General features: G+C 72.7%; 24 protein-coding genes. 13 read left to right on the top strand and 11 right to left on the bottom strand.

Annotated features, from left to right (window positions below):
• Window positions 1–96 precede the first annotated feature (96 nt).
• The 4 genes from Sru02f_RS32045 to Sru02f_RS32060 form a co-directional block, all read right to left on the bottom strand.
• Window positions 97–1,341 carry a hypothetical protein gene (locus Sru02f_RS32045; RefSeq protein WP_174855148.1) on the bottom strand — a complete coding sequence of 415 codons (1,245 nt, stop codon included), beginning with the start codon at window positions 1,339–1,341 and terminating at the stop codon, window positions 97–99.
• The gene (locus Sru02f_RS32050) at window positions 1,338–3,086 is read right to left on the bottom strand and encodes a glycosyltransferase (protein WP_109033308.1); all 1,749 of its coding nucleotides are present in this window, start codon (window positions 3,084–3,086) and stop codon (window positions 1,338–1,340) included. The genes Sru02f_RS32045 and Sru02f_RS32050 overlap by 4 nt, the downstream gene beginning before the upstream one ends.
• Window positions 3,087–3,300: 214 nt before the next feature.
• Window positions 3,301–4,986: a DUF3152 domain-containing protein gene (locus Sru02f_RS32055; RefSeq protein ID WP_109033307.1), complete on the bottom strand. Its 1,686-nt coding sequence runs from the start codon at window positions 4,984–4,986 to the stop codon at window positions 3,301–3,303.
• Between the two features lie 8 nt (window positions 4,987–4,994).
• The gene (locus tag Sru02f_RS32060) at window positions 4,995–6,071 is read right to left on the bottom strand and encodes an alpha/beta fold hydrolase (RefSeq protein ID WP_109033306.1); all 1,077 of its coding nucleotides are present in this window, start codon (window positions 6,069–6,071) and stop codon (window positions 4,995–4,997) included.
• A 228-nt stretch (window positions 6,072–6,299) separates the two neighbouring features.
• Between Sru02f_RS32060 and Sru02f_RS32065 the strand changes: the two genes are divergently transcribed.
• From Sru02f_RS32065 to Sru02f_RS32080, 4 genes are all read left to right on the top strand, one after another.
• Window positions 6,300–6,527 (top strand): hypothetical protein, encoded by a 228-nt coding sequence (locus Sru02f_RS32065; protein WP_109033305.1) that lies wholly within the window; start codon window positions 6,300–6,302, stop codon window positions 6,525–6,527.
• Between the two features lie 174 nt (window positions 6,528–6,701).
• Entirely contained in the window at window positions 6,702–7,343 is a 642-nt protein-coding gene (locus Sru02f_RS32070; RefSeq protein WP_030400709.1) for a TetR/AcrR family transcriptional regulator, read from the top strand.
• Window positions 7,344–7,485: 142 nt separating this feature from the next.
• On the top strand, window positions 7,486–7,713 hold the full coding sequence (locus Sru02f_RS32075) for a DUF3107 domain-containing protein (protein WP_109033304.1): 228 nt from the start codon (window positions 7,486–7,488) through the stop codon (window positions 7,711–7,713).
• Window positions 7,714–8,007: 294 nt separating this feature from the next.
• Entirely contained in the window at window positions 8,008–8,277 is a 270-nt protein-coding gene (locus tag Sru02f_RS32080; RefSeq protein ID WP_109033303.1) for a hypothetical protein, read from the top strand.
• A 39-nt stretch (window positions 8,278–8,316) separates the two neighbouring features.
• Here the strand turns inward: Sru02f_RS32080 and Sru02f_RS32085 are convergent, their stop codons facing one another.
• Window positions 8,317–9,090 (bottom strand): ferritin-like domain-containing protein, encoded by a 774-nt coding sequence (locus tag Sru02f_RS32085; protein ID WP_109033302.1) that lies wholly within the window; start codon window positions 9,088–9,090, stop codon window positions 8,317–8,319.
• A 493-nt stretch (window positions 9,091–9,583) separates the two neighbouring features.
• Between Sru02f_RS32085 and Sru02f_RS32090 the strand changes: the two genes are divergently transcribed.
• Together Sru02f_RS32090 and Sru02f_RS32095 are read left to right on the top strand one after the other, a co-directional pair.
• Window positions 9,584–12,208 (top strand): DEAD/DEAH box helicase, encoded by a 2,625-nt coding sequence (locus Sru02f_RS32090; RefSeq protein ID WP_109033301.1) that lies wholly within the window; start codon window positions 9,584–9,586, stop codon window positions 12,206–12,208.
• A 110-nt stretch (window positions 12,209–12,318) separates the two neighbouring features.
• Window positions 12,319–13,215, top strand: coding sequence for an alpha/beta fold hydrolase (locus Sru02f_RS32095; RefSeq protein ID WP_109033300.1), 897 nt, complete (start codon window positions 12,319–12,321; stop codon window positions 13,213–13,215).
• Between the two features lie 103 nt (window positions 13,216–13,318).
• Here Sru02f_RS32095 and Sru02f_RS32100 read toward each other — a convergent pair whose 3' ends face one another.
• Entirely contained in the window at window positions 13,319–14,215 is an 897-nt protein-coding gene (locus Sru02f_RS32100) for an NYN domain-containing protein (RefSeq protein ID WP_167469674.1), read from the bottom strand.
• Window positions 14,216–14,459: 244 nt separating this feature from the next.
• On the opposite strand from Sru02f_RS32100, the gene Sru02f_RS32105 reads away from it, so the two are divergent.
• On the top strand, window positions 14,460–14,612 hold the full coding sequence (locus Sru02f_RS32105; protein WP_007444413.1) for a hypothetical protein: 153 nt from the start codon (window positions 14,460–14,462) through the stop codon (window positions 14,610–14,612).
• Window positions 14,613–14,678: 66 nt separating this feature from the next.
• Here the strand turns inward: Sru02f_RS32105 and Sru02f_RS32110 are convergent, their stop codons facing one another.
• From Sru02f_RS32110 to Sru02f_RS32120, 3 genes are all read right to left on the bottom strand, one after another.
• A complete protein-coding gene (locus Sru02f_RS32110) occupies window positions 14,679–15,284 on the bottom strand; it encodes a MarC family protein (RefSeq protein ID WP_003973815.1) in 606 nt (201 codons plus the stop codon).
• 64 nt (window positions 15,285–15,348) lie between these two features.
• On the bottom strand, window positions 15,349–16,206 hold the full coding sequence (locus tag Sru02f_RS32115) for a PHP domain-containing protein (RefSeq protein ID WP_109033298.1): 858 nt from the start codon (window positions 16,204–16,206) through the stop codon (window positions 15,349–15,351).
• A gap of 122 nt (window positions 16,207–16,328) precedes the next feature.
• Window positions 16,329–16,979 (bottom strand): DUF6758 family protein, encoded by a 651-nt coding sequence (locus Sru02f_RS32120; protein ID WP_109033297.1) that lies wholly within the window; start codon window positions 16,977–16,979, stop codon window positions 16,329–16,331.
• Between the two features lie 191 nt (window positions 16,980–17,170).
• Here Sru02f_RS32120 and Sru02f_RS32125 point away from each other — a divergent pair, with 191 nt between their 5' ends.
• On the top strand, window positions 17,171–18,394 hold the full coding sequence (locus Sru02f_RS32125; protein WP_109033296.1) for an MFS transporter: 1,224 nt from the start codon (window positions 17,171–17,173) through the stop codon (window positions 18,392–18,394).
• A gap of 49 nt (window positions 18,395–18,443) precedes the next feature.
• Here the strand turns inward: Sru02f_RS32125 and Sru02f_RS32130 are convergent, their stop codons facing one another.
• Complete coding sequence (locus Sru02f_RS32130) at window positions 18,444–19,040, bottom strand: suppressor of fused domain protein (RefSeq protein WP_007444419.1); 597 nt, start codon at window positions 19,038–19,040, stop codon at window positions 18,444–18,446.
• A gap of 511 nt (window positions 19,041–19,551) precedes the next feature.
• Between Sru02f_RS32130 and Sru02f_RS32135 the strand changes: the two genes are divergently transcribed.
• Together Sru02f_RS32135 and Sru02f_RS32140 are read left to right on the top strand one after the other, a co-directional pair.
• On the top strand, window positions 19,552–20,667 hold the full coding sequence (locus Sru02f_RS32135; RefSeq protein WP_109033295.1) for a magnesium and cobalt transport protein CorA: 1,116 nt from the start codon (window positions 19,552–19,554) through the stop codon (window positions 20,665–20,667).
• 33 nt (window positions 20,668–20,700) lie between these two features.
• Window positions 20,701–21,213, top strand: coding sequence for a hypothetical protein (locus tag Sru02f_RS32140; RefSeq protein ID WP_109033294.1), 513 nt, complete (start codon window positions 20,701–20,703; stop codon window positions 21,211–21,213).
• Window positions 21,214–21,227: 14 nt separating this feature from the next.
• On the opposite strand, the gene Sru02f_RS32145 is transcribed toward Sru02f_RS32140, so the two are convergent.
• Window positions 21,228–21,965: a hypothetical protein gene (locus Sru02f_RS32145; RefSeq protein ID WP_167469673.1), complete on the bottom strand. Its 738-nt coding sequence runs from the start codon at window positions 21,963–21,965 to the stop codon at window positions 21,228–21,230.
• Between the two features lie 309 nt (window positions 21,966–22,274).
• On the opposite strand from Sru02f_RS32145, the gene Sru02f_RS32150 reads away from it, so the two are divergent.
• The 3 genes from Sru02f_RS32150 to Sru02f_RS32160 are packed head-to-tail and all read left to right on the top strand — an operon-like array spanning window position 22,275 to window position 25,346.
• Window positions 22,275–23,579, top strand: coding sequence for a magnesium transporter MgtE N-terminal domain-containing protein (locus tag Sru02f_RS32150; protein ID WP_109033292.1), 1,305 nt, complete (start codon window positions 22,275–22,277; stop codon window positions 23,577–23,579).
• Window positions 23,569–24,168: a DUF1003 domain-containing protein gene (locus Sru02f_RS32155; RefSeq protein ID WP_167469672.1), complete on the top strand. Its 600-nt coding sequence runs from the start codon at window positions 23,569–23,571 to the stop codon at window positions 24,166–24,168. Before Sru02f_RS32150 ends, Sru02f_RS32155 begins: the two co-directional genes overlap by 11 nt.
• Before the next feature lie 44 nt (window positions 24,169–24,212).
• Window positions 24,213–25,346, top strand: coding sequence for an Mrp/NBP35 family ATP-binding protein (locus tag Sru02f_RS32160; protein ID WP_109033291.1), 1,134 nt, complete (start codon window positions 24,213–24,215; stop codon window positions 25,344–25,346).
• Window positions 25,347–25,362 lie beyond the last annotated feature (16 nt).

Genomic DNA, 25,362 nt, shown 5'->3' on the forward strand with positions numbered 1-25,362 from the left:
GCCGAGGCGTCGGGTCGGGAGGTGGTCATCTGGGGGCTCCTTCAGGGGGTGATGCGAGGGTGTTGCGGACGGTTGAGGGGCTGTCCGTGTGCGCGCTCACCGCGTTCGCTCCGTCGAAGCGTGGGCCGAGGCCCTGGTCAGGCGACGGCACGCGTGGACGAGGAGGGTGAGGGCGCCGATGCCGCAGGCGGCCGTCGGGACACCGGCCGGGCCGCAGGCGGCGACGAGTGCCTCCACGGGGGCGGACAGGAAGCCGCAGCCGGGGAGGCGGCCGGCGAAGACCGTGGCCAGGGCGGCCGCCTCCGCCGCGGCCGTGGCGGTGAGGACGAGCGGACCGGCGTGGGTGTGGCCGTGCACGCCGAGCAGCCGGGCGAGCAGCAACAGGGCGCCCAGACTGAGGCCCTGGGACCAGTAGGCGGGTTCGCCGAGCACGGCGCCGGTCAGCGTGAGCAGAGCCGACAGGGCTCCCAGGTACAGGGCGAACGTGCCGAGCAGCAGGGGGCGCACGGAGGCGGAGAAGTCGGTGAGACCCCGGCTGGACGACAGCTTGCGGCGGGCACCCGCGGCGAAGAGGTGGGCGCAGCCGGCTGCGGGCGCGTAGGACAGCGTGAGCGCCAGGACGGGGGCGAGGGTGACGGGCCACGCCCCGTCGGGGGAGCCGTCCGGGAGGCCGTCGGGGCCGCCGCTGACCGCGGTCCGCAGGAGCCCGTCGCCGAGGAGGGCATAGCCGAGGAGCCAGCAGGTCCAGGTGCTGGTGGTGCGCGTCGCGGCGCTCAGCGGCCCGCGGCGCAGTGCCGCGCCCAGGGCCAGGCTCACCGCGAGGACTGCGACGGCGGCCGTGATCAGGCGCGGCCTGCCGTCGGTCAGGCGCAGTCCGGCCACGGCGGCGGCGCACAGCACGCCGGGCATCAGGGCGAGGACGAATCCGGCGGCGCGGGGCCCGACCGGCCGGGGCGCCGGCCCGTCCTCGGGGCGTGCGGGGGTGTCGCCGTCGCGCGGGACCCGGGCGTACATCTCCTCCGCGAGGGAGAAGACGTCCCGGTGGCGGAAGCGTGCGGCGGTCCGGTCGGTGACGCCGTGCGCCTCCAGGCCCGCCGCGATCTCCAGCGGGTCCACGGCACGTTCGCACAGTTCGCGGTGCCGGTGCAGCAGCCCTTTCACCGGGTCCGCGGCGGAGCGGCGGACTGCGGACGCGGGCGGCGACTGCCTGCCGCCGCGGCCCGCCCGGCCGGCGTCTTCACCACCGACGTCTTCGCCACTGACGTCTTCACCATCAACGCCTTCGCGAGGGCCCGGGCCGCGCGGGGTCTCGGGCCGGTCCAGTTCGCCGAGGCCGCTCATCGGGACGCTCCCTCGGCCGCCGAAACCGATGTCGTGGCCCGGACCGGGCCGTCGTCCGTCGCCCAGCCGGGACCGGTGCGGACCGCGCCGGGACCACCCCGGGCAGCGACCCGGGCCGTGGCGTCGCTCCAGCGACCGGGGACGTGGGCCTCGGCGGGGACGCCGAAGGGCAGGGGTTCGCCGGCGCCGTCGAGGACGACGCGGCGTACCGGTGTACGAGAGAGGATCTCCAGGTAAATGCCGTGAAATGCCGTGATGTTCTGCTCGACGGTGAACAGCTCCAGTGCGCGGGCGCGTGCGGCGGCGCCCAGGCGTTCGCGGCGCTCGGGGTCGCGCAACAGCGCGACGCACGCCTCGGCGAGCGCCCGCGGATTGCGCGGGGGCACGACGAGTCCGGTGCCGCCGATGGCCTCCACCACCGCGCCGACGTCCGTGGACACCGTCGCCCGGCCGCAGAACATGGCCTCGACGAGCCCGGTCGGGAACCCTTCGACGACGCTGGAGAGCACCACCAGGGCCCCCGAGGCGTAGGCGTCGGCGCGGGAGGGCAGTTCGGGTCCGCCGGTCTCCTCGAAGGAGACCGGGTTGCGGCCCACGGCGTGCGGACCGTCGGCCTCGTCCGGGAAGAGCTGCGCCGCCAGTCCCTTGCAGTGGGCCAGGTAGGCGACGCCCTCGGGGCCGGAGGGGGCACCGACGATCCTGAGCCGCGAGCCGGGCTCCGCCCTGCGGACCTCCGCGAAGGCGTGCAGCAGGGAGACCAGGTCCTTGGCCGGTTCGACGCGGCCGACCCAGACGAGGGTCTGCGGGTCGGCGCACTCCGGGGACTCCCCCGCCTCCGCGAAGGGAGCCGCGTCCATGCCCGGGTGGACCGTGCGCAGTTTGGCGCGGTCGGCGCCGCAGCGCTCCTGCCAGCGACGGGTATGGGTGTTGCCCGGGGTGATCACGGCCGCGCGCCGGTAGGTCTCGGCGGCCAGCCGACCGTGGAAGGCGGCGAGCAGCGACCGTATCGCGGGCGAGGAATCGGGTTCCGTGAGGTAGTGCGTCCGCAGCCGCACGCCGTACTCGGTGACGAGCAGCGGCACGTCGCAGAAGTGCCGGGCGAGCAGGCCCGGGAGGGCGCCGGTGCCTCCGGAGGCCGCGTGGCACAGGTCCACCGAACCGAGGTCGTCGTCCTCGTACCAGTCGAGGGACAGGGGGCGCAGGGCGCGTTCGAGGCGCGCGGCGACGGCCAGCAGATCGGGAACGCGCGCCTCGCGCGCGGAGCGGTGGGCGCCGGGCGCGCGACAGGCGCGTTCCAGGGCGCGTACGGCGGTCTCCGAGCGGAGCGCGGTGGGCAGTCCGCCCTCGTCGCGGGCGAGTTCGGCGAGGCCGTACAGCGCACTGGCGAAACGGTCCGCCTCAAGGGCCGACTGCCCCTCCGGCTCCCCGTCCGCGCTCCTGGACGGATCCCCGGGGGCGGCGCACAGAGCCGTGGCCAACTCGCCGTAGCACTCGGCGAAGCGCCGGCGCGCGCGCCGTCCGTGGACGATTCCGTCGTCCACGGATTCCCACAGCGGGGCGGTGCGCACCCGGCCGACCTGCGGCGGCAGCGGCACCCAGCCCCCGTCCTCCTCGCGCTCGCTGCGGCTGAGCGCGTAGACGTCGAACTCGTGGTGCTCCAGGCCGCGCACGAGCCGGTCGCACCAGAGCCCGGCCTCACCGCTCACATACGGATAGCCACCCTCCGTAAGCAGTCCGATGCGCACGCGCGCACCCCCGATCTCCCGTTTGGGGAGCCGCCGTTGGCCCGGCGGCTCGCAGCGGGACGAACGTATGCGGACAAGGAGGTGGCGCGATGGACGGTTGTCCATCGCGCCACCAAAAGGGGTGAACGGTCGTAACTTTCCCGTGCGAGGCGCGTTCCGTCGCGCTAAGAGATCAATCGGTCACCACGTGTGATGCGCGGGCCCGAACTGGCCGTCAGCCGTTCGGATAGGCCCAGGCGTTGGGGCGGCAGTCGATTCCGTCGTGGTCGACGAATTTCGTCTGCTGTTGCATGACCGGGGCGAGTTCGCCGTCCTTGTCGCAGGTGACGTGGTTGTAGCCGATGCGGTGACCGACCTCGTGGTTGATCAGCATCTGCCGGTACGCGTGGATCGCGTCGCCGTACGGCGCGGCGCCCTGGGCCCAGCGGTAGGCGTTGATCATCACGCGCTGGGTGGCGGCCGAGTCGCAGGAGACGTTGTCCTCGGTGGTGTCCAGGCCCGACTTGGCGCACCACTCGGCGGTGGTGCCGGGGCTGGCCAGTGTGATGACGAAGTCCGGCTGGCCCGATTCGACGCGCTCGAAGGTACGGGCGCCGTTGTGGGCCCAGCTCCGGTCGTCGTTGAGGGTCTTCTGCACAGCCTCCGCGAAGAGTCCGCCGTCGAGGCCGAGCCCCTGCTCCACGTCGATGCGGTAGGTGTACTTCTGCCCCTTCCCGGTCCCCTTGGCGATGCCCGGGACCGCGTCGAACTTCCCGGAGGCCTTGAGGGTGGCACCCAGCGGGTAGGTCTTGCCCATCTTCTGCTCGTACGTCAGCGGTTTCGCGGAGGCGGACGCGGAGGGCGTCGGCCGTTCGTCGTCCCGTGACGCCGGGTCGTGGGCACCGCGGGCCTGGTCGGTGGCGGACTGCGCGCGCATGTCGCTCCCGTCCGACCCGTCGGCGACCTGACCGGCCACGACGACGGCCAGCACGGTGGTGACGGCGGCCGCCGCGATACCGGTGAAGGTCCGGCCCCTGGCCCCCTTGACCGGTGCGGGTTCGCCCGTGGGCGGCTCGTCGTCGGCGTCCGCCTCGGCACCACCGGGGATGCCGCCGCCTCCGGAGGCGCCCCCGTCCGCGGCGCTCCAGTCGGTGACGGAGGCGTACGGGTCGGCGGGCCGGGCCGCACCGGGGGTACGTCCGCGTGGGCGGACCGCGAAGACGTCGCCGTCCGCGCCGAAGGCGTCCAGGTAGTCCTGCCGCGGCCCCTCCCCCGGCGCCTGCCGCTGCCTCGGAAAGGGCGAGGCCGGTCCGGAGGGCGAGACCGGTCCGGAGGGCGAAGGCGGCGCGAAGGACGCGGGGGCCCCGTTGCGCGGTCCCGTCACCGAGCCGTACCCGTCACCGGGCCGCCCGCCCGGCTCGCCCCAGCCTCCGCCGGGTTCCCGCTGCTCGGGGTGACCGCCCCGGACCCGCGGCACACCGTGCGCCGGGGTGCCGTCGGAGAACCTGGGAACGCCGCGCGCCGGAGTGCCGTCGGGGAACCCGGGGACGCCGTGCGCGGGCGTGCCGTCCGCCGTCCGCGGAAAACCGTGGGCCGGCGTCTCGTCGCCGGGAAATCGCGCCCCCGGGGCGGGACCCGGGCCCCGCCCCGGACCGGGACCGGGGCCCGCGTACCCCTGGCGGGCACCCGGGACGTCACCCGGAGCCGCCCCGCGTGGCGCCGCCCCCTCGCCCCCCTGTGACTGGTGGGGCCACTGCGCCTGATGAGGTCCCTGCGGCCGGTACGGCCCCTGTGGCTCCTGCGACGGCCCGTCCGTCCGGCGCGGGTCGGGCCGGACGGCCCGGCTCTCACGTGCGCGTGCTGCGGCGGTGTCCGCGGCGTCTGCCTTGGGAGCGGGCCCGCGGCGGCTGTGGCGTCCCACGTCGCGCCTCAGCCTCCTGATGTCTGGTTGGCGGGCTCGTCGTCGACGGCCCCGTCGGTCCTCTCGCCACCCGCCGGCTTCCCGGTACCCACCGCGTCCGCGGCGCCCCCCGTGTCCGAGGCAGCCGTGCTGTCCGCGGTGTCCGCGAGGAGTTCGCGGAACGCCGTGGCAACGGCCTCCGGATACTCCATCATCGCCACGTGCCCCGCGTCCGGCAGGGTCAGCAGCCGGGAGGCACGGAAGGCGCGGGCGGCCCGTAGGGCCATGCGGTAGCCGACGAGTTGGTCCCGTCCACCGTAGACCAGGAGCGTGGGTGCGAGAACCCGCTCGGCCTGTCGCCACAGTCCGTGCTGGCCGCCCACCGTGTACGCGTTGACGAGTCCCCGGGTGGAACGCGCCATCGCGTCCCAGAAGTACGGCAGCCGCAGCCGCCGCTCCATCTCCTCCACCGCGTTGCGGAAGCCTTCCGGCGTCACCCGCGCCGGGTCCCCGTGGCAGAGCGCCGTCACGCCACGGACCCGCTGCTCCGCGGTCCACTCCCGGGTGAGCCGGTTGAACAGCTGGACCACCCCTGGCAGCGCCAGCAGCCCCGTCGGTACGGCGCTGCGCTGCACGCGGATCTCCGGCAGCGCGGGCGACACGAGGGTCAGCGTCCGCACCAGGTCGGGACGCACGGCGGCGACGCGGGTGACGACGGCACCGCCGAGCGAGTTCCCGAACAGGTGCACGGGACCGCGCCCGGCCGCGTCGAGGTGGCGGACGACCGCGCGCGCGTGGCTCGTGATCGAGTAGTCGCCGTCGTCCGGTGGCGGGGAGTCGCCGAAGCCGGGCAGGTCGAGGGCCTCGCTGTGGACGACGCCGTCCAGCAGCGGCATGAGCGCCGACCAGTTCTGCGAGGAGCCGCCGAGGCCGTGGACGTAGAGAGCGGGCGGCAGTCCCTCGCGGGCGGGCCGTCTCGACCGCACCGTCAGGGTGATGCCGGGGAGGTGGACCGACCTGAGCCGCTCCCCGTCCGCGACCTTGACGGCCGCGACCTTCGGCAGCGCGTTGGCGGGCGGCACGGACGGCGGCTCGGTCGAAGGCATGCGGCAATATTACGAGATGATCACACAGTGGTTCGTGTGTTCGCAGTCACAAGCGGTGCTGCGGCGGCGCGTCGGCCGGGTACGGATGCCGTCGGCGCCGGAAGCGGGCGCGCAGGACCGGGACCGGCGACGCATGGCGTCCGGATCGGGTGTCTCCTAGGCTCGTGAAGTGGGCACCCGCCGTGTGACCCCTGCACCCCGGGGACGTCCGTAGGAAGGGAGCCCAGCATGACCGTCGACCCGACCGACCCCGACACCTTCGACGACGAGGCGCAGGCACCGGATCCGGAGGACCGCGACGTCGAGGCGCCCGACGCCGACGCCGCCGAGCAGCGGGCGGAGGTCGGACAGGAGCGCGACGAGCCGCTGACCGACGTCGAGCCGGACCGGGCCAACGAGGCCGACCTGGCGGAGCAGGCCCGGGTCGTCTCGCACGACGAGGACGACTACCGCTGACCACCGGAAGGGAGGCCGATCTTTGCCCGGTCTGACTCCTTTTGAAACCTGTTGTGCGGCTTTCGCCACCGTCCGGTCCGTGAAATTCTGCGCTCTCAGCACACACACCACGGTTACCGAAAAGTACGATGTCGACGCGGCGCACACCGCACGAGGACGACTATGGGAGGCGGCGTGACAGCCATCGAGCAGACAGAGGCGGTACGCCCGCGGGGCACACGCCTTCCCCGCCGAGCCCGACGCAACCAGCTGCTGGGCGCCGCACAGGAAGTGTTCGTGGCCCAGGGCTACCACGCGGCCGCGATGGACGACATCGCCGAGCGGGCCGGCGTCAGCAAGCCCGTGCTCTACCAGCACTTCCCCGGCAAGCTCGACCTCTACCTCGCCCTGCTGGACCAGCACTGCGAGGCACTGATCCAGTCCGTGCGCAGCGCGCTGGCGTCGACCTCCGACAACAAGCAGCGCGTCCGGGCGACGATGGACGCGTACTTCGCCTACGTCGAGGACGACGGCGGTGCCTTCCGCCTGGTCTTCGAGTCGGACCTGACCAACGAGCCCGCCGTGCGCGAGCGCGTGGACAAGGTGACGAACGAGTGCGCGGAGGCGATCTGCGACGTCATCGCCGAGGACACCGGCCTCTCGCGCGCGGAGTCGATGCTCCTGGCCTCGGGACTGGGCGGTCTCGCGCAGGTGGTGGCGCGCTCCTGGCTGCACAGCGACCGCAGCGTGCCCCGCGACCAGGCGGTGCAGCTGCTGACCTCGCTGGCCTGGCGGGGCATCGCCGGCTTCCCGTTGCACGGTACCGAGCAGCACTGAGGGCGGCGGCTCCGGTTCTGTTCCCGGCGGCTGTTCGCTCCTGGCGTTCTCCGACGCTGCGTGTACGTCCCCTCACCGGGCTAATGTGTGCTGGTACGGCGCGGAAGATCGCGCACTTACTGACCGTCGGAGGGACATAGCCGTGGAGGTCAAGATCGGCGTGCAGCACGCGCCCCGCGAGATCGTTCTGGAGAGCGGTCAGAGCGCCGAGGAGGTCGAGCGCGTGGTGAGCGAGGCACTGGCCGGCAAGTCGCAGCTGCTGAGCCTCGTGGACGAACACGGCCGCAAGGTCCTGGTGCCGGCCGACCGGCTCGCCTACATCGAGATCGGCGAGCCGGCCCCGCGCAAGGTGGGCTTCGGCGCGCTGTAGCCGCCGGACGCGGGACGACGGACGTAGCACGGGTGGGGCCCGGCGGTGACACACCGCCGGGCCCCACCGTTGCTACCCGCGCTACCCGTGCTACCTGTTCCACCCGTGCGTGGTACCTGGTCCACCCGTGCGTGGTACCTGTTCCACCCGTTCCACGTGTTCTCGCTCCCACCCCTGCTCCCGTTCACGGACGGAGCACAGTTCACCCACAGGGGGAGGATTGCATTCCGCAGGTCAGGGGTAAGTCGGCTGTGACCGTTTGGGGCAGGCCGGCCATGTGGGAGGGACCCCGACATGATCTTGGAAGCGCTCAGCGCCGCACTCCTCGGCCTCGCCCTGGCATGGGCGGCCGCGCGCCGTCTGCCCCACCGCCTGCCCGCCCCGCTCCTCGTCCTGCCGACCGGTGTCGCCGGGGCCCTCTTCGGGGCGTTCGTCACGCACACCGCGCTGGGTGCCGGGGGGCTCGTGCCGGTGCTGCTGGGTTCGGCGACGGTCTCCGCGGCCTCGCTGTCGCTGCTGCTGCGCCCCGCGGGAAGGCTCCGCCGCAGTTCGGCGACCGCCTGACCGGCGGGCCGCCGTACCACTCGGGCCCGGGTGACGGCGTCAGGCCGCCAGACCCAGCGCCGCCATCCGCTTGGTGTGCGCCTCGGTGATCCGGGAGAACATCTTGCCGACCTCGGCCAGGTCGAAGCCGTCCGCGACCCCGCCCACGAGCATGGTCGACAGCGCGTCCCGGTCGGCCACCACCCGCTGGGACTGCGAGAGCGCCTCCCCCATCAGCCGCCGCGCCCACAGCGCGAGCCGCCCGCCCACCCGCGGGTCGGCGTCGATCGCCGCGCGCACCTTCTCCACGGCGAAACCGGCGTGCCCGGTGTCGTCGAGCACGGCGAGCACCAGCTCGCGGGTGTCCGTGTCGAGGCGGGCGGCGACCTCGCGGTAGAAGTCGCTGGCGATGGAGTCGCCGACGTAGGCCTTGACGAGACCCTCCAGCCAGTCCGAGGGGTCCGTCTGCTTGTGGAAGCCGTCGTAGGCGGCCACGAACGGCTCCATGGCCCCCGTCGGCTCCTCGCCGATCTCGGCCAGCCGGTCGCGCAGCCGCTCGAAGTGGTGGAACTCCGCCGACGCCATCTTCGCCAGCTCCGCCTTGTCCGCCAGCGTGGGCGCCAGCTTGGCGTCCTCCGCGAGCCGCTCGAACGCCGCCAGCTCGCCGTACGCGAGCGCGCCGAGCAGGTCCACGACCGCGGCGCGGTACTGCGGGTCGGCCGCGGCCGCCGCCCAGTCGCGGGCGGCGACCGGGGTGGCTCCGGCGGTACCGGCGGTTCCAGCGGTCTCGGCGGGGGCGTCTGCGGCGGTGCCAGGCTTGTCAGAGCTCGTCATGCAGCGCACAATAGCCCGCTCTTCGGCGGTGGTAAGGCCCTGGTCAGTCAGTGTGACGACGACTACGTGAGCAAATCGGCCATCGCGTGTGCGCGAATCCGGGGTATGGTGGTAATGCGCCTGCCGAGTATGTGACGTACGGGTACGTGACATCGTCGTCGGGCCGCACGCATGAGGATGCCCGGTCGGTGGCCCGATCGGCTCCGACCCGACAGCCCTCCCTGCCGTACGCCACACCGCGTACGGAATCCGGAGGGGGACCCTCAGTGGTACGAGCGCTGGAGCGTCGACAGAGGTCCCGTGTCCTACGGCTCACCCGTAAGGGCAGCCGACGTCCCCGACACGGTCCGGCACGACCCGCGCGCTCGCCTCGCACCACGTACACAGAAGAGGCAGCACCCTGACTACGACGTTCCGATCCCTCGGGATCCTCCCCGAGACCGCCGAAGCCCTCGAAGCCGTCGGCATCACCACTCCCTTCCCGATCCAGGAGCTGACGCTCCCCGTGGCCCTCTCGGGCACGGACGTGATCGGCCAGGCCAAGACCGGCACCGGCAAGACGCTGGGCTTCGGCCTCCCGCTCCTCGAGCGCGTCACCGTCCCCGCCGACGTCGAGGCGGGCCGCGCGGCGCCCGAGTCCCTTACCGGCGCCCCGCAGGCCCTCGTCGTCGTCCCGACGCGCGAGCTGTGCCAGCAGGTCACCAACGACCTCCTGACCGCCGGCAAGGTCCGCAACGTACGCGTCCTCGCGATCTACGGCGGCCGCGCCTACGAGCCGCAGGTCGAGGCCCTGAAGAAGGGCGTCGACGTGATCGTCGGCACCCCCGGCCGACTGCTGGACCTCGCGGGCCAGAAGAAGCTGAGCCTCAAGCACATCAAGAGCCTGGTCCTGGACGAGGCCGACGAGATGCTCGACCTGGGCTTCCTGCCCGACGTAGAGAAGATCATCAACATGCTGCCGGCCCGGCGTCAGACGATGCTGTTCTCGGCGACCATGCCGGGTGCGGTCATCGGGCTCGCCCGCCGTTACATGTCGCAGCCCACCCACATCCGCGCCACCTCGCCGGACGACGAGGGCGCGACGGTCGCGAACACGAAGCAGTTCATCTACCGCGCGCACAACATGGACAAGCCCGAGATGGTGGCGCGCATACTGCAGGCCGAAGGCCGTGGACTGGCCATGGTCTTCTGCCGCACCAAGCGCACCGCGGCCGACCTCGCCGACCAGCTCAAGCAGCGCGGCTTCGCCTCCGGCGCGGTCCACGGCGACCTCGGCCAGGGCGCCCGCGAGCAGGCCCTGCGCGCCTTCCGCAACGGCAAGGTGGACGTGCTCGTCTGCACCGACGTCGCCGCCCGCGGCATCGACGTCGAGGGCGTGACGCACGTCATCAACTACCAGTCGCCGGAAGAGGAGAAGACGTACCTGCACCGCATCGGCCGCACCGGCCGCGCGGGCGCGAAGGGTACGGCGATCACGCTGGTCGACTGGGACGACATCCCGCGCTGGCAGCTGATCAACAAGGCGCTGGACCTGGGCTTCAACGACCCGCCGGAGACGTACTCCACCTCCCCGCACCTGTACACCGACCTGGGCATCGCCGAGGGCACCAAGGGCGTCCTGCCGCGCTCGGAGCGCACCCGCGCCGGGCTGGACGCGGAGGAGCTCGAGGACCTGGGCGAGCCGGGCGGCCGCGGTGGCCGCGGGCGTGGCGACCGAGGTGGCCGGGGTGGGCGCGACGACTCGCGTTCCGGCAACCGCGAGCGCGACCGTTCGTCCGGTACGACGCCGCGCCGCCGCCGTCGGATGCGCGGCGGTGCGCCGGTGGACGCGGAGGCCTCCGTGGCCCCCGCGGCCGAGGCCGTGACCGGTGGTGCGGCCGACGCGGGCACCGACACCGACAAGGGCCCCCGCACGCTGCGCCGCCGGCGCCGGACGCGGAGCGGTGAGCCCTCGCGCCGCCAGGAGACCGCCGCGACGCCCGCCGCCGACGGCCCGGCGGCGCAGGCCGCCGAGGACGCCGCGCTCGCGCCTTCCGCGGCTCCGGTCGTGGAAACGGTGGTGGCCGAATCGGTGGCGGCCCCGGAGGCCGTGGAGGCCCCGGCGAAGCCGCGCCGCCGCACCCGCACCCGCAAGACGGCCGAGACCCCGGCCGCCCCGCTGGAGACCGCTCCGACGGCGGCGCCGACGGCCACCGAGGAGTCGATCGTGGCTCCGGCGGTCGTCGAGACCCCGACGGTGGAGGCTCCCGCCGAGAAGCCGCGCCGCCGCACCCGCAAGGCCACGGCCGCCGAGGCGACGGTCGACACGGCCGAGGGAGCGGCCGAGCCCGCGTCCGAGCCGGCCGAGACCAAGCCGCGCCGCCGGACCCGCAAGGCGGCCGAGCCCGCCGTGCAGGCTCCGGACGTCGAGGCGGAGACCGAGGTCAAGCCGCGCCGCACGCGGAAGACGACGGCCACCAAGACGGCCGCCGCCAAGGCGGAAGCCGCCGCCGACACCGCCGAGGCAGCGGAGGCGAAGCCCAAGGCCCGCCGCACCCGCAAGGCCGCCGAACCGGCCGAGGTCACCGAGGCCGCAGCCGACGTTCCGGCGCAGCCGGAGCAGGCTCCGGAAGCGACCGAGGCCAAGCCGCGCCGGACCCGCAAGGCGGCCGCCACCAAGACGGCCGCCGCCAAGGCAGAGGCCGCCGCCGACACCGCCGAGGCGACGGAGGCGAAGCCCAAGGCCCGCCGCACCCGCAAGGCCGCCGAACCGGCGGTGCAGGCCGCTACGGACGCCGAGGCGGAGGCCGAGGCCAAGCCGCGCCGCACCCGCAAGACGGCGGCCACCAAGACGGCCGCCGCCAAGGCGGAAGCCGCCGCCGACACCGCAGAGGCAGCGGAGGCGAAGCCCAAGGCCCGCCGCACCCGGAAGACGGCCGCGGCCGTCGAGGCCGCCGCCGAGATTCCGGCACAGGCCTCGCAGGAGCCGGAGGCCGCGCCGCGACGCCGGACCCGTAAGGCCGCGGTTGCCGTCGAGGCGCCCGCGGTGGGAGCCGACACTGCGGAGGCGAAGCCGAAGGCCCGTCGTACCCGCAAGACGGCCGCCGCCGCGCAGCCCGCGGAGGCCGGCGAGAGCTGATCCGCGCCGCTCGTCCGAGACCGTCGGCCCCGTCCCGCCACTCACGCGGGACGGGGCCGACGGCGTTGGGCGTCGTCGCTCCCGTGCGCATCGCCCGATAGCCTCTGCCCGTGAGCAGGAACGCCGCCTTCAGCCCGCCCCCGGACGCCCGCGCGTACCGGCTGCGTACCGCACGCGGTGAGTTCGCCGTCGTCGACTCGCCCGTGGCCGCCGGGGTCGCGCCGAGGGGCGTGGTGATGATGCTGCCCGGCTTCACGGGGAGCAAGGAGGACTTCACCCTGCTGCACCGGCCGCTCGGGGCGCGCGGCTACCGCACGGTCGCCGTGGACGGACGGGGGCAGTACGAGTCGGACGGGCCCGAGCACGACGAGGCAGGGTACGCGCGGGCCGAGCTGGCCCGGGACGTGCTGGCGCAGGCCGCCGCCCTCGGGACGCGTGTGCACCTCGTCGGGCACTCCCTGGGCGGCCAGATCGCACGGGCCGCCGTCCTGCTCGACCCCGCCCCGTTCCTGTCCCTCACCCTGATGTCCTCCGGCCCGGCGCGGATCTCCGAGTCGCAGCGGCAGCGGGTGAAGCTGCTGCGGGACGCGCTGGAAACGATGACGATGGCGGAGGTCTGGGACGTGATGCAGGCCATGGGACCGCCGGAGGAGGCCGGCGCCCCGGCCCCCGCCCACGGACCGGAGGACCCGGTACGGCTGCGCGACCGCTGGCTGGGCACCAGACCGGCGCAACTGCTCGCCACGGGACGCCAGTTGTGCACCGAGCCGGACCGTGTCGCCGAGCTGGCCGCCGTGCCGCTGCCGTTCCACGTGCTGTCGGGCACCTATGACGACACCTGGCCCGTGCCGCTCCTGGACGAGATGGCCCTGCGGCTGGACGCGCGCCGGACGGTCGTCGCGGGCGCCGAGCACTCCCCCAACACCGACCAGCCCCTGCCGACCGCCCGCGCCCTCGCCGACTTCTGGGACGACCATCCCGTGCCGCCCCGGCCGTACGTGCGCTGAGACCGCGGCGGCGCTCCCGCGACCCGCTCCCCGCTCCCCGCTCCCCGCTCCCCGCCGGAACAGGCCCCGATACTCCGCTACTCGGCAACTCCGCGGACAGGCCCTAGTACTGCGCCCGCAGGTGCTCCCAGAAGCCGTCCCGCAGCGCCCGGCGCAGGTCGGCCTGGCCGCGCAGCGAGTACTGCAGCAGTCCCTCGGCCTCCACCAGCAGGTCCTGGTCCACTGAACCGGGGAGGTAGGGGTGGCCGGGGAGCAGCTCGACGAGGGACTCGCGCCCCCGGGACGCCAGCCATTTCGCCGCGATCTGCGCGCCCACGAAGCGGACGTCCTCCCGGGCCGGGCGGCTGAGGCCCGTCGCCTCGACGGCGGGGGCCGTGCGCCGGGAGACGTACGGCTTGAAGAAGTCGAGGTCGAGGGTGCGCTGGCTGTCGACCTCCCAGAGCAGCGGCTCGGCCTGGTTGCGGCCCTCGGGGGCCTCGATGCCCCACAGGTGGACGCGGGCGCCGAACCCCTGGGCGGCCTCGACCGCCGACACGAGGTCCTCGTCGCCGCCGAGCAGGGCCGCGTCGCTGATGGCGCGGTGCCGGGCGAGGGACTCCAGGTCGGTGCGGATGAGGGAGTCGACGCCCTTCTGCTGGTTGTTGGCGTTGAGGTTGCCCAGGCGCACCTTGACGTCCGGCAGCTCGGCGATGGACTGCTGCTCGGCGGTGTGGATGCGGCGGCGGGCGCCGTCGTACCAGTAGACGCGCAGCAGGCGGCTGTCCGCGAAGATGGTCCGGGCCCTGTCGATGAGGGCCTCGATGAGCCCCTCGGCGTCCAGGTCGAAGGCCCGGCGGTCCTCGGTCCCGGCCACCAGTCGCCCCGCCGCCGCGTAGAGGTACCCGGCGTCGACGAAGATCGCGTGCGTCGAGGGGGTCTTCGCCACCTCGGCGAGCATGCGCTGGAGCAGCTCGTTCGTGCGATCGATACGAGCGTTCAGGGGCGCGAGGTCGTCGTTCATCGCCTCCATTCTCCCGGCGGTCACGCTACGAATACAACCGGTCCCGGTCAGTCTTGTACCGGACACCTGTCGCGCCGTAACGAGCGGCTTACTTGTCAGTAATTAGTCGTGCGAAAATTTTCCTTAGCGTAGGGAATGTTTGCAGAGGGCATCCCGTTGACCATTACGGAAGCCCGGGCACCGACGACCCAGGAGCCACACCAGTAGTTCTCCGCAGGAGGATGACCAGATCAAGGGAGAGGCCATGCGCTTTGAAGTCATGCGACTCGACGACGTCGACGGGACCCCCGTGGACACGACTGTCGTGGACGCCGCCTCCGTGAACCGCATCGTTCAGCAGGCCGCCGCCATCGGGCAGCGCCTGTGGATCCGCCCCGCCGACACCTCGGCCTTGTAACGCGGACCGTTCGCACATGCTCAGGGCCCCCGCACGGAACACCGTGCGGGGGCCCTGCCGCTGCGCTCACGCGCCCTGGATCACCTGCGTGACGCCGTTGATGATCTGCTGCACGGCGATCGCGGAGAGCATCATGCCGGCCAGGCGGGTCACCAGGACCACGCCGCCGTCCTTGATGACCCGGATGATCAGCAGCGAGTACCGCATCACCAGCCACAGCACCACGTGGATGGCGAGGATCGCCGCCCACACCGAGACCTGCGTGGTCACGCTGTCCGCCTTCTGCACGGCCAGGATGACCGACACGATCGCTCCGGGCCCGGCCAGCAGCGGCATGCCCAGCGGTACGAGGGCGACGTTGACGTCCTTGGTCTGCTTCGGCTCGTCCGTCTTGCCGGTGAGCAGGTCGAGGGCGATCAGCAGGAGCAGCAGCCCGCCCGCGATCATCAGGGCGGGCACGGACACGTGCAGGTAGTCGAGGATCTGGTGCCCGAGCAGACCGAACACCGTGATCACACCACCGGCGACGCAGACGGCCTGGAGGGCCATCCGCTTCTGCACCTTGCCGGGGCGGCCGGAGGTGAGTGCGAGGAAGATCGGGGTGATCCCGGGGGGATCCATGATGACAAAAAGGGTCAGGAAGAGGGAGCCGAAGACGGCGACGTCGAACATGGGTGAGCTACTGGCCTTGCGGAGGAGGGGGAAGAGTGGAAGGAGGTCGCGCGGAGGGTGCGGTTCAGGCCCCGCCGGCCCCGGGCACGGGGAACGCCCCGAACGCCCGTCGCGTGATCTCCCCGTACACCTCGGGGTCGGTCGTGTACTCGCCGAGCACACAGGTCTTCCGGCTGCCGTGGTAGTCGCTCGAGCCGGTCACCAGGAGCCCCAGCTCCTTCGCCGCCCCGCGCAGCCTGGTCCGCGTGTCCGCGTCGTGGTCCATGTGGTCGACCTCGATGCCGTCGAGCCCGGCGGCCGCCAGGTCGGCGATCGCGGCCTCGGACACCGTCCGGCCCCGCTTGACGGCGGCCGGGTGCGCGAAGACGGCGACCCCGCCCGCGCCCTTGATCAGCCGAATCGCCTCGAAGGGGTCGGTCTCGTGCTTCTCCACGTGGGCCCGGCCGCCGTCGGCCAGCCAGTCCTGGGTGAAGGCGTCGTTCACGGTCGGGACGACGCCCAGTTCCACCAGGGCGGAGGCCACGTGCGGCCGGCCGACCGAGCCGCCACCGGCGATTCTGGCGACCTGCTCCCAGGTGACGGGCACGCCCAGCTCGTTGAGCCTGGCGACCATGGCCCGGGCCCGCGGCACCCGGTCGTCCCGGACCAGCTCGCGCTCGGCGAGCAGGGCGGGCTCCTCGGGGTCGAAGAGGTAGGCCAGCATGTGCATGCTGACGCCGTCGAGGCGGCAGGAGAGCTCGGCGCCGGTGACGAGGGTGAGCCCCTCGGGCAGGGCGGCGACGGCCTCGGCGTGGCCGCGGGTGGTGTCGTGGTCGGTCAGCGCGACGACGTCGAGCCCGGCCGCGGCGGCCTTGCGCACCAGCTGGGCCGGTGAGTCCGTGCCGTCGGACGCGGTGGAGTGGGTGTGCAGATCGATGCGCACGACGCTGACTCCAAGCGGTGACGGGACGGACGGGGACGCTCAAGGATAACCGGAACTCGACCCCCCGCCGTCACACCCGCAGCACCCCTGCGCCCCCTACGCACCCACCGCCCCCGGCGTCGCTACGGCGCCGTCGGCTCGATCAGCCGCGGCGACAGCGCCCCGCACGGCACCAGGTCCACCTCGGCACCGGCGTCCCGCAGGTCGGTCAGTACCAGCTCCTCGTACATCAGCAGCCCGGACCGCTCGGGCCACACCACGGCCCACAGCCACATGCCGAGGGCCTCCCCGGCGAAGACGGCACGGTCGACCGGACCGCCGGAGACGTGCCAGAGGGGGGTGGGGCGGCCCGCGGCCAGCACCTTGACCTGGGGCGGCTTCTCGACGTCCAGATACGGTCCGGGGTCCGGGCCGTCGAGGCCCGCGTAGCGCGCGCCGAGGCCGACGCCGAGTTCCTCGGCGACCAGGATCAGCTCACCGACGCCGCCGAGCGGACCGGGTCCGGAACAGGCGACGGCGGTGGCCCGGCCGCCGCTGCGGTCGTCGCCCGCACAGGCCACGCCGGTGAACAGCCAGCCGACCGGCAGCGGCCAGGGCATCCACAACGGCACCTGTGTGCGGTGCACCACGACGCCGAGCGCCTCGACGCTGGGCGGAAGTACGGGCTGGACCGGGTGCACGGTGCCGTGCAGGTCGCACTGCCAGGAATCGGCGAAGAGGCCGGGAGCCCTGACCCGGCCACCACACTTCGGGCAACTGGGTTCGCCCCTCATAGAGCCCCACGGTCCTACCCTCACTCCCCCACGTCAAGGACGATCACCCATCCGGAGGGAAGGGCACTGGCCGGGCCGGCTCCCGAGTGACTAGATGTACGTTGCATTAATTAGCAGAGCTAACTTACTATGTGTATACGCCAACCATTTGGCGTGCATCTCGTCCCCCTCGTCCCCATTGGAGAGCAAGCATGGATCCCTTCGACGCGGGTGCGGGCGGCATCCTGCGGCAGCCCAAGGCCGTGTGGGCGACCGCGGGCGCGTCCGTCGTGGCGTTCATGGGCATCGGGCTGGTCGACCCGATCCTCCCGTCCATCGCCAAGGGCCTGGACGCGAGCGCCGGGCAGGTCTCGCTCCTGTTCACCTCGTACTTCCTCATCACCGCCCTGGCCATGCTGGTCACCGGCTTCGTCTCCAGCCGTATCGGCGGCCGCAAGACCCTGCTGCTCGGCCTGGCCTTCGTCGTGGTCTTCGCGGGCCTCGCCGGCACCTCCGACACCGTCGGCCAGCTCGTCGGCTACCGGGCGGGCTGGGGCCTGGGCAACGCGCTGTTCGTCTCGACGGCCCTCGCGGTGATCGTCGGCGCGGCGGCCGGCGGCAGCGCCGCCGCGATCCTGCTCTACGAGTCCGCCCTCGGCCTCGGCATGGCCTGCGGCCCGCTGCTGGGCGCACTGCTCGGCGACGCCAGCTGGCGCTACCCGTTCTTCGGCACGGCCTTCCTGATGGCGATCGGCTTCCTGTGCATCACGGTGTTCCTCAAGGAGCAGCCGAGGCCGGCCCGGAAGACCTCGCTGCTCGACCCGATCAGGGCGCTGGGCCACGGCGGCCTCGCCTCCGCCGCGGTCTCGGCGTTCTTCTACAACTACACGTTCTTCACCGTGCTGGCCTTCACGCCCTTCGTGCTGAACATGACGCCGTACAAGTCCGGCGCCGTGTTCTTCGCCTGGGGCGTGCTGCTCGCCGTCTTCTCCGTGCTGGTGGCACCGCGCATGCAGCGGCGCTTCGGCTCGCTCAAGGTGCTCGGCGGTTCACTCGTCCTGCTCGCGGCCGACGTCCTGGTCCTCGGGTACGGGAACCACACCGCGGCGATCGTCTGCACCATCCTGTCCGGCGCGTTCATCGGGGTGAACAACACCGTCTACACCGAGCTGGCTCTCGGGGTCTCGGACGCGCCGCGTCCGGTGGCGAGCGCGGGCTACAACTTCGTGCGCTGGTTCGCCGCGGCGGCCGCCCCCTACTTCGCGCCGAAGATCGAGGAGTGGACCGACGTCCACATCCCGTTCGTGGTGGCCGCGGTGACCGCCCTGCTCGGCGCGGTCGTGGTCGTCGTACGACGCCGGGCGCTGACCCACGACGCCGAGGAGCTGGAGCCGAAGCACGCGAGCGAGGACTCGGTCACGGTCTTCGCCAACTGACGAGACGGAACCGGTGAGTTGCGTCACTCCGGTGCGTCGGCCGACCGTGTCAGTCCAGCGGGACGGACCTGCGCGAGGGATCGCGCAGGTCCGTCCCGTGGTTCAGCCAGCGCTCCTGGAGGGCGGGCGCGCCGTGCACGCGCTTCCAGGCGGCCTCGTTCGGCGTCATCGGCAGCAGCGGCAGGAACCGCACCGGGTCCAGCGGGGCGTCCAGCTCCAGGTCCTCGACCAGGCCCCCCGGCTCGGCGACCAGCACCGAGGTGAACGGGGCCCCGGGCCACAGCGGCTCACCGACGTCCAGCGAGGCGCCGGGCGCCACGATCACGCCCTCGACCTGCGGGGACGCGGCCAGTACGGCGAGTGGGCGCAGCACCTTGTCGGTGTCGGCCGCCCCGGAGCGCACGGAGAGCACCAGCTCGGCGCGGGGGCCCTTGACCGGGTCGGCGAGCGCGGCCGTGGGGTCCGCCATGGGCTGGGCCGACATGCCGAGGGTGGCGTAGCGGACGACGTCGCCCTCCTGGCCGGCGGCGGGGAAACGCAGCACCTCGATGCGGTCGGTGCCGAGGAAGGTGACCGCCGCGCGCGCGTCCGGCTCGCCCAGCGCGCTGTGCAACCGGGCCTCGACCAGAGGAAGAACATCAGCCATGCGGCGAGCATAGAACTCGTCGGGAAGAGGCAAAGCGGCGCCTTGACACGTCGGGTGACTGGTACTCTGGCCCAGCGGTTCGGGGCAGCACGCAGAGCGTCGCGATCAAGTCCCCGACACTGTGAACACTCCCCTACGGGGAACCCCTCCAAACAAGGGGAATGGATCGTCCCTCACGAGGGACCGGCCGGAGGAGGTGGGGCTGGCATGGACCGAAGTCGACCGTGCAGTACCACCCGCTCTTCCGGCCGCTGACGCAGCCGCACCGGCTTTCTTCCCGTCGCCGCTGTCCGTACGCGCGCCCTCGCAAGGAAGAGCACTTCGTCTCGTTTCGTCTGACCCTGCCGTCGGTCCGGGTCAGCAGCTGAATCAGCAGCGAAGTCGGCCACCGCGACGGTGCGGTGCCCCCCGCTTTGTGGACGCGCCGAGCACGCGTGGTCTGGACGTCCTCATTCCGGGTGGTTCCACCCGTCTCCGGCCTCGTTCGCCGCCCGCCGCGAAGGAGCCTGCCATGTCGATGATCCGTGACCTGCGCGCCGCGGTCCGCCCGTCCCGCGTCTCACTGCGCAAGGACGGCGGTGCCTACGACACCACCCGTGACCCGGCGACGGCCTCCGCCGTCGTCGACTGCGCCGTCTACCGCGACGGCACCCGCGTCGAGACGGACGTGCCGCTGACCCCGCACACGGCGATGCGCCAGGTGCGTCGCGACGGCGGGTTCGTGTGGATCGGCCTGCACGAGCCCACCGAGGACGAGTTCGCCGGTATCGCCCGCGAGTTCGGGCTGCACCCGCTGGCCGTGGAGGACGCGGTCCAGGCCCACCAGCGGCCCAAGCTGGAGCGCTACGACGACTCCCTGTTCACGGTCTTCAAGACCGTCCACTACGTCGACCACGACCAGCTCACCGCCAACAGCGAGGTCGTCGAGACCGGCGAGGTCATGTGCTTCACCGGCCGGGACTTCTTCATCACCGTCCGGCACGGCGGGCAGGGCTCGCTGCGCGCGCTGCGCCGCCGCCTCCAGGAGGACCCGGAGCTGCTGCTCAAGGGCCCCTCCGCGGTGCTGCACGCCATCGCCGACCACGTCGTCGACGGCTACATCGCGGTCGCCGACGCGGTGCAGGACGACATCGACGAGGTCGAGACGGAGGTGTTCTCGCCGGGGCGCAAGGGCTCCCCGCGCGGCACGGACGCCGGGCGGATCTACCAGCTCAAGCGCGAGGTGCTGGAGTTCAAGCGGGCGGTGGCGCCGCTGCTGCGTCCCATGCAGCTGCTCAGCGAGCGGCCGATGCGGCTGGTCGACCCGGAGATCCAGAAGTACTTCCGGGACGTGGCCGACCACGTGGCCCGGGTGCAGGAGCAGGTCATCGGGTTCGACGAGTTGCTCAACTCCATTCTCCAGGCCAACCTCGCCCAGGCGTCCGTGGCGCAGAACGAGGACATGCGCAAGATCACCTCGTGGGCCGCGATCATCGCCGTACCGACGATGGTGTGCGGGGTCTACGGCATGAACTTCGACTACATGCCGGAGACGCACTGGAAGTTCGGCTACCCGCTGGTCCTGTCGATCACGGTCGGCATCTGTCTGGGCATCCACCGCACCCTCAAGCGCAACGGCTGGCTCTGAACCCGCCGCCGGGCCCCTGGATAGGCTGACCGCATGACAAGCGAGCTGCTCGACCAGGCCCTCGTCGAGGAGGCCACCAAGAAGTCCGGCCTCGTCTGGGTCAAGGGCCCCGGGGTGCCCGCCCGGGCGCTGTGGCACGTCTGGCACGACGGCGCGGCCTGCGTCGTCGGCGACGGGCCGGGCGAGCAGCCGCTGCCGGGTCTTGCCGACGGGGCCGCGGCCGAGGTGACGGTGCGCAGCAAGGACAAGGGCGGCCGGCTGGTCTCCTGGGCCGCCCGGGTGGTGGAGCTGCCGTCCGGTTCCGAGGCGTGGCAGGCGGCGGTGGGCGACCTGAAGGGCAAGCGGCTGAACGCTCCGGACGGCGAGGCCATGACGGGCCGCTGGGCCCGCGAGTGCCGGGTGCTGCGCCTGGAGCCGACGGGGGCCACGGCGCCGCTGCCCGACGCCTCGCTGGCCGAACCACCGCTGCCGAGCCCGGCGACGACCCGGCAGCCGGTGCCGGCGGGACTGCCGCGCCTGCTGCTGAAGCGCCGCAAACGGCGCTGACGGCCCGGGACGCCTCAGGAGGACGGCAGCTGCTTGCCGTAGTCCAGGGTGTCGTCCTTCGCCGGCTGCTCCAGCGCGAAGTCCTTGTTCCAGTCCGAGAAGCCGATCGTGCCCGCCCTGCCCGCCCGCACCAGGCGCAGCGGGTACGGGGTGCCCTCCAGGGAGACGTCCAGCGAACCGCCCGCGCCGTCGTCGCCGGTGATCCGGATGGTGCGCACCCCGGCCTGCTCGTGCCGGCCGTCCGTCTTCACCGTGCCGTGCAGGGTCAGCAGACCGCCGAGGAGGACGTCCTTGTCCGTGAAGCCGCTGAACTTCTTGTACACGGGGTCGCTCTGCGGCACCTTCACGTACTTGCCGGCGAGCTTGTCGGCCGCCTTGGCGTCACCGCCGTCGTGGCTCCAGAACCCGGCGTCGGCCTTGAGGAAGAGCTGCTCGCCGACGCGCAGCAGCCCGAAGGTGGCCCCCTCGGCCGCGACCGAGCCGGTCCCTCCGTCGGCCTTCAGCCGCATGTCGAGGGTGTACGTGCTGCCACCGGCCTCCACGGAGCCGTGCAGGCGCACCGTCCGGGCGGCCTCGGCGGCCGTCCCGGCCTTCGCCTGGATCTTGTCGGCCGACAGCTTCCCGAGGCCGTTGGTGCCCGCGTCGGGGTCCTCGCTGCTGCATCCCGTCAGCCCGGCTCCCGTCACGGCCAGGGCGCACACCGCACCCAGCCAGGCGGCCCTGCGGATTCGGCGCCGGGGAGTCACAGACACAGGTGAAACTGCCTTTCTGACAGGGCTGACACGGGGCCGACGGGCATCGGCATCGCGCCGACCGGGCCAGGCCGCAGCGTACCGGGGCGGTGCGGGGCCGACGGAGCCAGTCCGTCCGGACCGGCCACCAGGGCGAGGGCGATCGGGACGGGCTAGCCTGAAGCGCGTCCGAGCGGGCAATTCGGAAAAGGGACACCGTACGAATCAGCTTTCACGCACTCCCACTCGACTCACTCGACTCTCTCGTACTTCCGCGTCCTCGCGCTCGGCTCCGTGCAGCGCGAGGACGTGAGGAAAGGAGCCGCGGCCATGGCAGCGGGCGCCCCCCGGATCTTCGTCTCCCACCTCTCCGGCATCGCCGTCTTCGACCCGGCCGGCGACCAGGTGGGGCGCGTCCGCGATCTGGTCGTCATGCTCCGCGTCGGCCGCAAACCCCCGCGCGTGCTCGGGCTGGTCGTCGAACTCACCACCCGCCGCCGGATCTTCCTGCCCATGACCCGGGTCACCGGCATCGAGTCCGGCCAGGTGATCACCACCGGCGTCCTCAACGTCCGGCGTTTCGAGCAGCGGCCCACCGAGCGCCTGGTCTTCGGCGAGCTGCTCGACCGGCGGGTCACGCTCACCGAGACGGGCGAGGAGGTCACGGTGCTCGACCTGTCGGTGCAGCAGTTGCCCGCCCGACGGGACTGGGAGATCGACAAGGTCTTCGTCCGCAAGGGCAGGAAGGGCGGCGCCTTCCGCCGCAACAAGGGCGAGACGCTCACCGTCGAGTGGTCCGGCGTCTCCGGCTTCTCCGTCGAGGAACAGGGGCAGGGCGCCGAGAACCTGCTGGCCACCTTCGAGCAGCTGCGCCCCGCCGACCTCGCCAACGTCCTGCACCACCTGTCCGCCAAGCGCCGCGCCGAGGTCGCCGCCGCCCTCGACGACGACCGGCTGGCCGACGTGCTGGAGGAGCTGCCGGAGGACGACCAGATCGAGATCCTCGGCAAGCTGAAGGAGGAGCGCGCCGCAGACGTCCTGGAGGCGATGGACCCCGACGACGCCGCCGACCTGCTCGGCGAGCTGCCCGAGGCGGACAAGGAGCGGCTGCTGAGCCTGATGCAGCCCGACGACGCGGCCGACATGCGGCGCCTGATGGCGTACGAGGAGCACACGGCCGGCGGTCTGATGACGACCGAGCCGATCGTGCTGCGCCCCGACGCGACCGTCGCCGACGCCCTGGCCCGCATCCGCAACCCCGACCTGTCCCCGGCGCACGCCGCCCAGGTCTACGTCTGCCGTCCGCCCGAGGAGACGCCGACCGGCAAGTACCTGGGCACCGTCCACTTCCAGCGCCTGCTGCGCGACCCCCCGTACACGCTGGTCGGCTCGATCCTCGACGACGACCTCCAGCCGCTGGAGCCGGACGCCGCGCTGCCCGTGGTCGCCGGGTTCTTCGCCGCGTACGACATGGTAGCGGCGCCCGTCGTGGACGACTCGGGGTCGCTGCTCGGCGCGGTCACCGTGGACGACGTACTGGACCACATGCTGCCCGACGACTGGCGGGAGACCGAGTACCACCTGGACGGGACGACGGGGACGACGACGGGGGAGGTGGGCGCCGATGGTGCCTGAGCGCGAGACGACGACACGGGAGCGGGCCACGTCGGGGGCGACCGCGTCCTCCCGGGCCCGGGCCCGCCTCGACCAGCCGCGCCCGCCGCGCCGCAGGCTGCTGCCCGAGTGGGACCCGGAGTCCTTCGGCCGGCTGTCGGAGCGCGTCGCGCGCTTCCTGGGCACCGGGCGGTTCATCGTCTGGATGACGGTCGTCATCATCCTGTGGGTGGTGTGGAACGTGTCCGCGCCGAGCGGCCTGCGCTTCGACGAGTACCCCTTCATCTTCCTGACGCTGATGCTGTCGCTCCAGGCCTCCTACGCGGCCCCGCTGATCCTGCTCGCGCAGAACCGGCAGGACGACCGGGACCGGGTCAACCTGGAGCAGGACCGCAAGCAGAACGAGCGGTCGATCGCCGACACCGAGTACCTGACCCGGGAGATCGCCGCCCTGCGCATCGGGCTCGGCGAGGTCGCGACCCGGGACTGGATCCGCTCCGAGCTCCAGGACCTCGTCAAGGACCTGGAGGAGCGGCAGAACGGCCATCACCCCGACCGCGGGGTATTCCCGGCGGATCGGTCCGCGGGGCGTGACGTACACGACCGCTGACGGGGCTTTCCGTGCCCCGTGGGCGGCGCCGTACCATCGACCCTATGGCTACGGAAGACGCGGTGCGCGAAGCACTGGCGACGGTGAACGACCCCGAGATCAACCGGCCCATCACCGAGCTGGGGATGGTCAAGTCGGTGGAGATCGGCGCGGACGGAGCGGTCGCGGTCGCGGTGTACCTGACGGTCTCCGGCTGTCCCATGCGCGACACCATCACGCAGCGAGTGAACGACGCGGTGTCGCGGGTCGAGGGCGTCACGCGCGTCGACGTCGAGCTGGACGTGATGAGCGACGAGCAGCGCAAGGAGCTGGCCACCGCCCTGCGCGGCGGGCAGACCGAGCGCGAGGTGCCCTTCGCCAAGCCCGGCAGCCTGACCCGGGTGTACGCGGTGGCGTCCGGCAAGGGCGGCGTCGGCAAGTCCTCGGTGACGGTGAACCTGGCGGCCTCGATGGCGGCCGACGGTCTGAAGGTCGGTGTCGTCGACGCCGACATCTACGGCCACTCGGTGCCGCGCATGCTGGGCGCCGACGGGCGTCCCACCCAGGTCGAGAACATGATCATGCCGCCTTCGGCCCACGGGGTGAAGGTCATCTCGATCGGCATGTTCACCCCGGGCAACGCGCCGGTGGTCTGGCGCGGCCCGATGCTGCACCGCGCGCTCCAGCAGTTCCTGGCGGACGTGTACTGGGGCGACCTGGACGTCCTGCTGCTCGACCTGCCGCCCGGCACCGGCGACATCGCGATCTCGGTGGCGCAGCTGGTGCCGAACGCCGAGATCCTGGTCGTGACGACCCCTCAGCAGGCCGCCGCCGAGGTGGCGGAGCGGGCCGGCGCCATCGCCGTGCAGACCCACCAGAAGATCGTCGGCGTCGTCGAGAACATGTCGGGGCTGCCCTGCCCGCACTGCGGCGAGATGGTCGACGTCTTCGGCACCGGCGGCGGGCAGATGGTCGCCGACGGCCTGACCCGCACGACCGGTGCGTCGGTGCCGGTGCTCGGCGCCATCCCGATCGACGTCCGGCTGCGCGAGGGCGGCGACGAGGGCAAGCCCGTCGTCCTGTCCGACCCGGACTCCCCGGCGGGCGCGGCCCTGCGCTCGATCGCGGGCAAGCTCGGCGGCCGTCAGCGGGGCCTCTCCGGGCTGTCCCTGGGGATCACGCCGAAGAACAAGTTCTGACGTTCCGTTTCCGTAC

Source organism: Streptomyces rubrogriseus, from assembly GCF_027947575.1.
GTDB classification, from domain to species: domain Bacteria; phylum Actinomycetota; class Actinomycetes; order Streptomycetales; family Streptomycetaceae; genus Streptomyces; species Streptomyces rubrogriseus.

What these genes read in the sequence shown, in the direction of transcription:
- Sru02f_RS32065 (WP_109033305.1), top strand. Translation starts at nt 6,300, where the DNA reads ATGACCGTCGACCCGACCGACCCCGACACCTTCGACGACGAGGCGCAG.
- Sru02f_RS32045 (WP_174855148.1), bottom strand. Translation starts at nt 1,341, where the DNA reads ATGAGCGGCCTCGGCGAACTGGACCGGCCCGAGACCCCGCGCGGCCCG.
- Sru02f_RS32060 (WP_109033306.1), bottom strand. Translation starts at nt 6,071, where the DNA reads ATGCCTTCGACCGAGCCGCCGTCCGTGCCGCCCGCCAACGCGCTGCCG.
- Sru02f_RS32150 (WP_109033292.1), top strand. Translation starts at nt 22,275, where the DNA reads ATGGCAGCGGGCGCCCCCCGGATCTTCGTCTCCCACCTCTCCGGCATC.
- Sru02f_RS32080 (WP_109033303.1), top strand. Translation starts at nt 8,008, where the DNA reads ATGATCTTGGAAGCGCTCAGCGCCGCACTCCTCGGCCTCGCCCTGGCA.
- Sru02f_RS32130 (WP_007444419.1), bottom strand. Translation starts at nt 19,040, where the DNA reads ATGGCTGATGTTCTTCCTCTGGTCGAGGCCCGGTTGCACAGCGCGCTG.
- Sru02f_RS32160 (WP_109033291.1), top strand. Translation starts at nt 24,213, where the DNA reads ATGGCTACGGAAGACGCGGTGCGCGAAGCACTGGCGACGGTGAACGAC.
- Sru02f_RS32140 (WP_109033294.1), top strand. Translation starts at nt 20,701, where the DNA reads ATGACAAGCGAGCTGCTCGACCAGGCCCTCGTCGAGGAGGCCACCAAG.
- Sru02f_RS32105 (WP_007444413.1), top strand. Translation starts at nt 14,460, where the DNA reads ATGCGCTTTGAAGTCATGCGACTCGACGACGTCGACGGGACCCCCGTG.
- Sru02f_RS32125 (WP_109033296.1), top strand. Translation starts at nt 17,171, where the DNA reads ATGGATCCCTTCGACGCGGGTGCGGGCGGCATCCTGCGGCAGCCCAAG.
- Sru02f_RS32120 (WP_109033297.1), bottom strand. Translation starts at nt 16,979, where the DNA reads ATGAGGGGCGAACCCAGTTGCCCGAAGTGTGGTGGCCGGGTCAGGGCT.
- Sru02f_RS32100 (WP_167469674.1), bottom strand. Translation starts at nt 14,215, where the DNA reads ATGAACGACGACCTCGCGCCCCTGAACGCTCGTATCGATCGCACGAAC.
- Sru02f_RS32085 (WP_109033302.1), bottom strand. Translation starts at nt 9,090, where the DNA reads ATGACGAGCTCTGACAAGCCTGGCACCGCCGCAGACGCCCCCGCCGAG.
- Sru02f_RS32110 (WP_003973815.1), bottom strand. Translation starts at nt 15,284, where the DNA reads ATGTTCGACGTCGCCGTCTTCGGCTCCCTCTTCCTGACCCTTTTTGTC.
- Sru02f_RS32155 (WP_167469672.1), top strand. Translation starts at nt 23,569, where the DNA reads ATGGTGCCTGAGCGCGAGACGACGACACGGGAGCGGGCCACGTCGGGG.
- Sru02f_RS32135 (WP_109033295.1), top strand. Translation starts at nt 19,552, where the DNA reads ATGTCGATGATCCGTGACCTGCGCGCCGCGGTCCGCCCGTCCCGCGTC.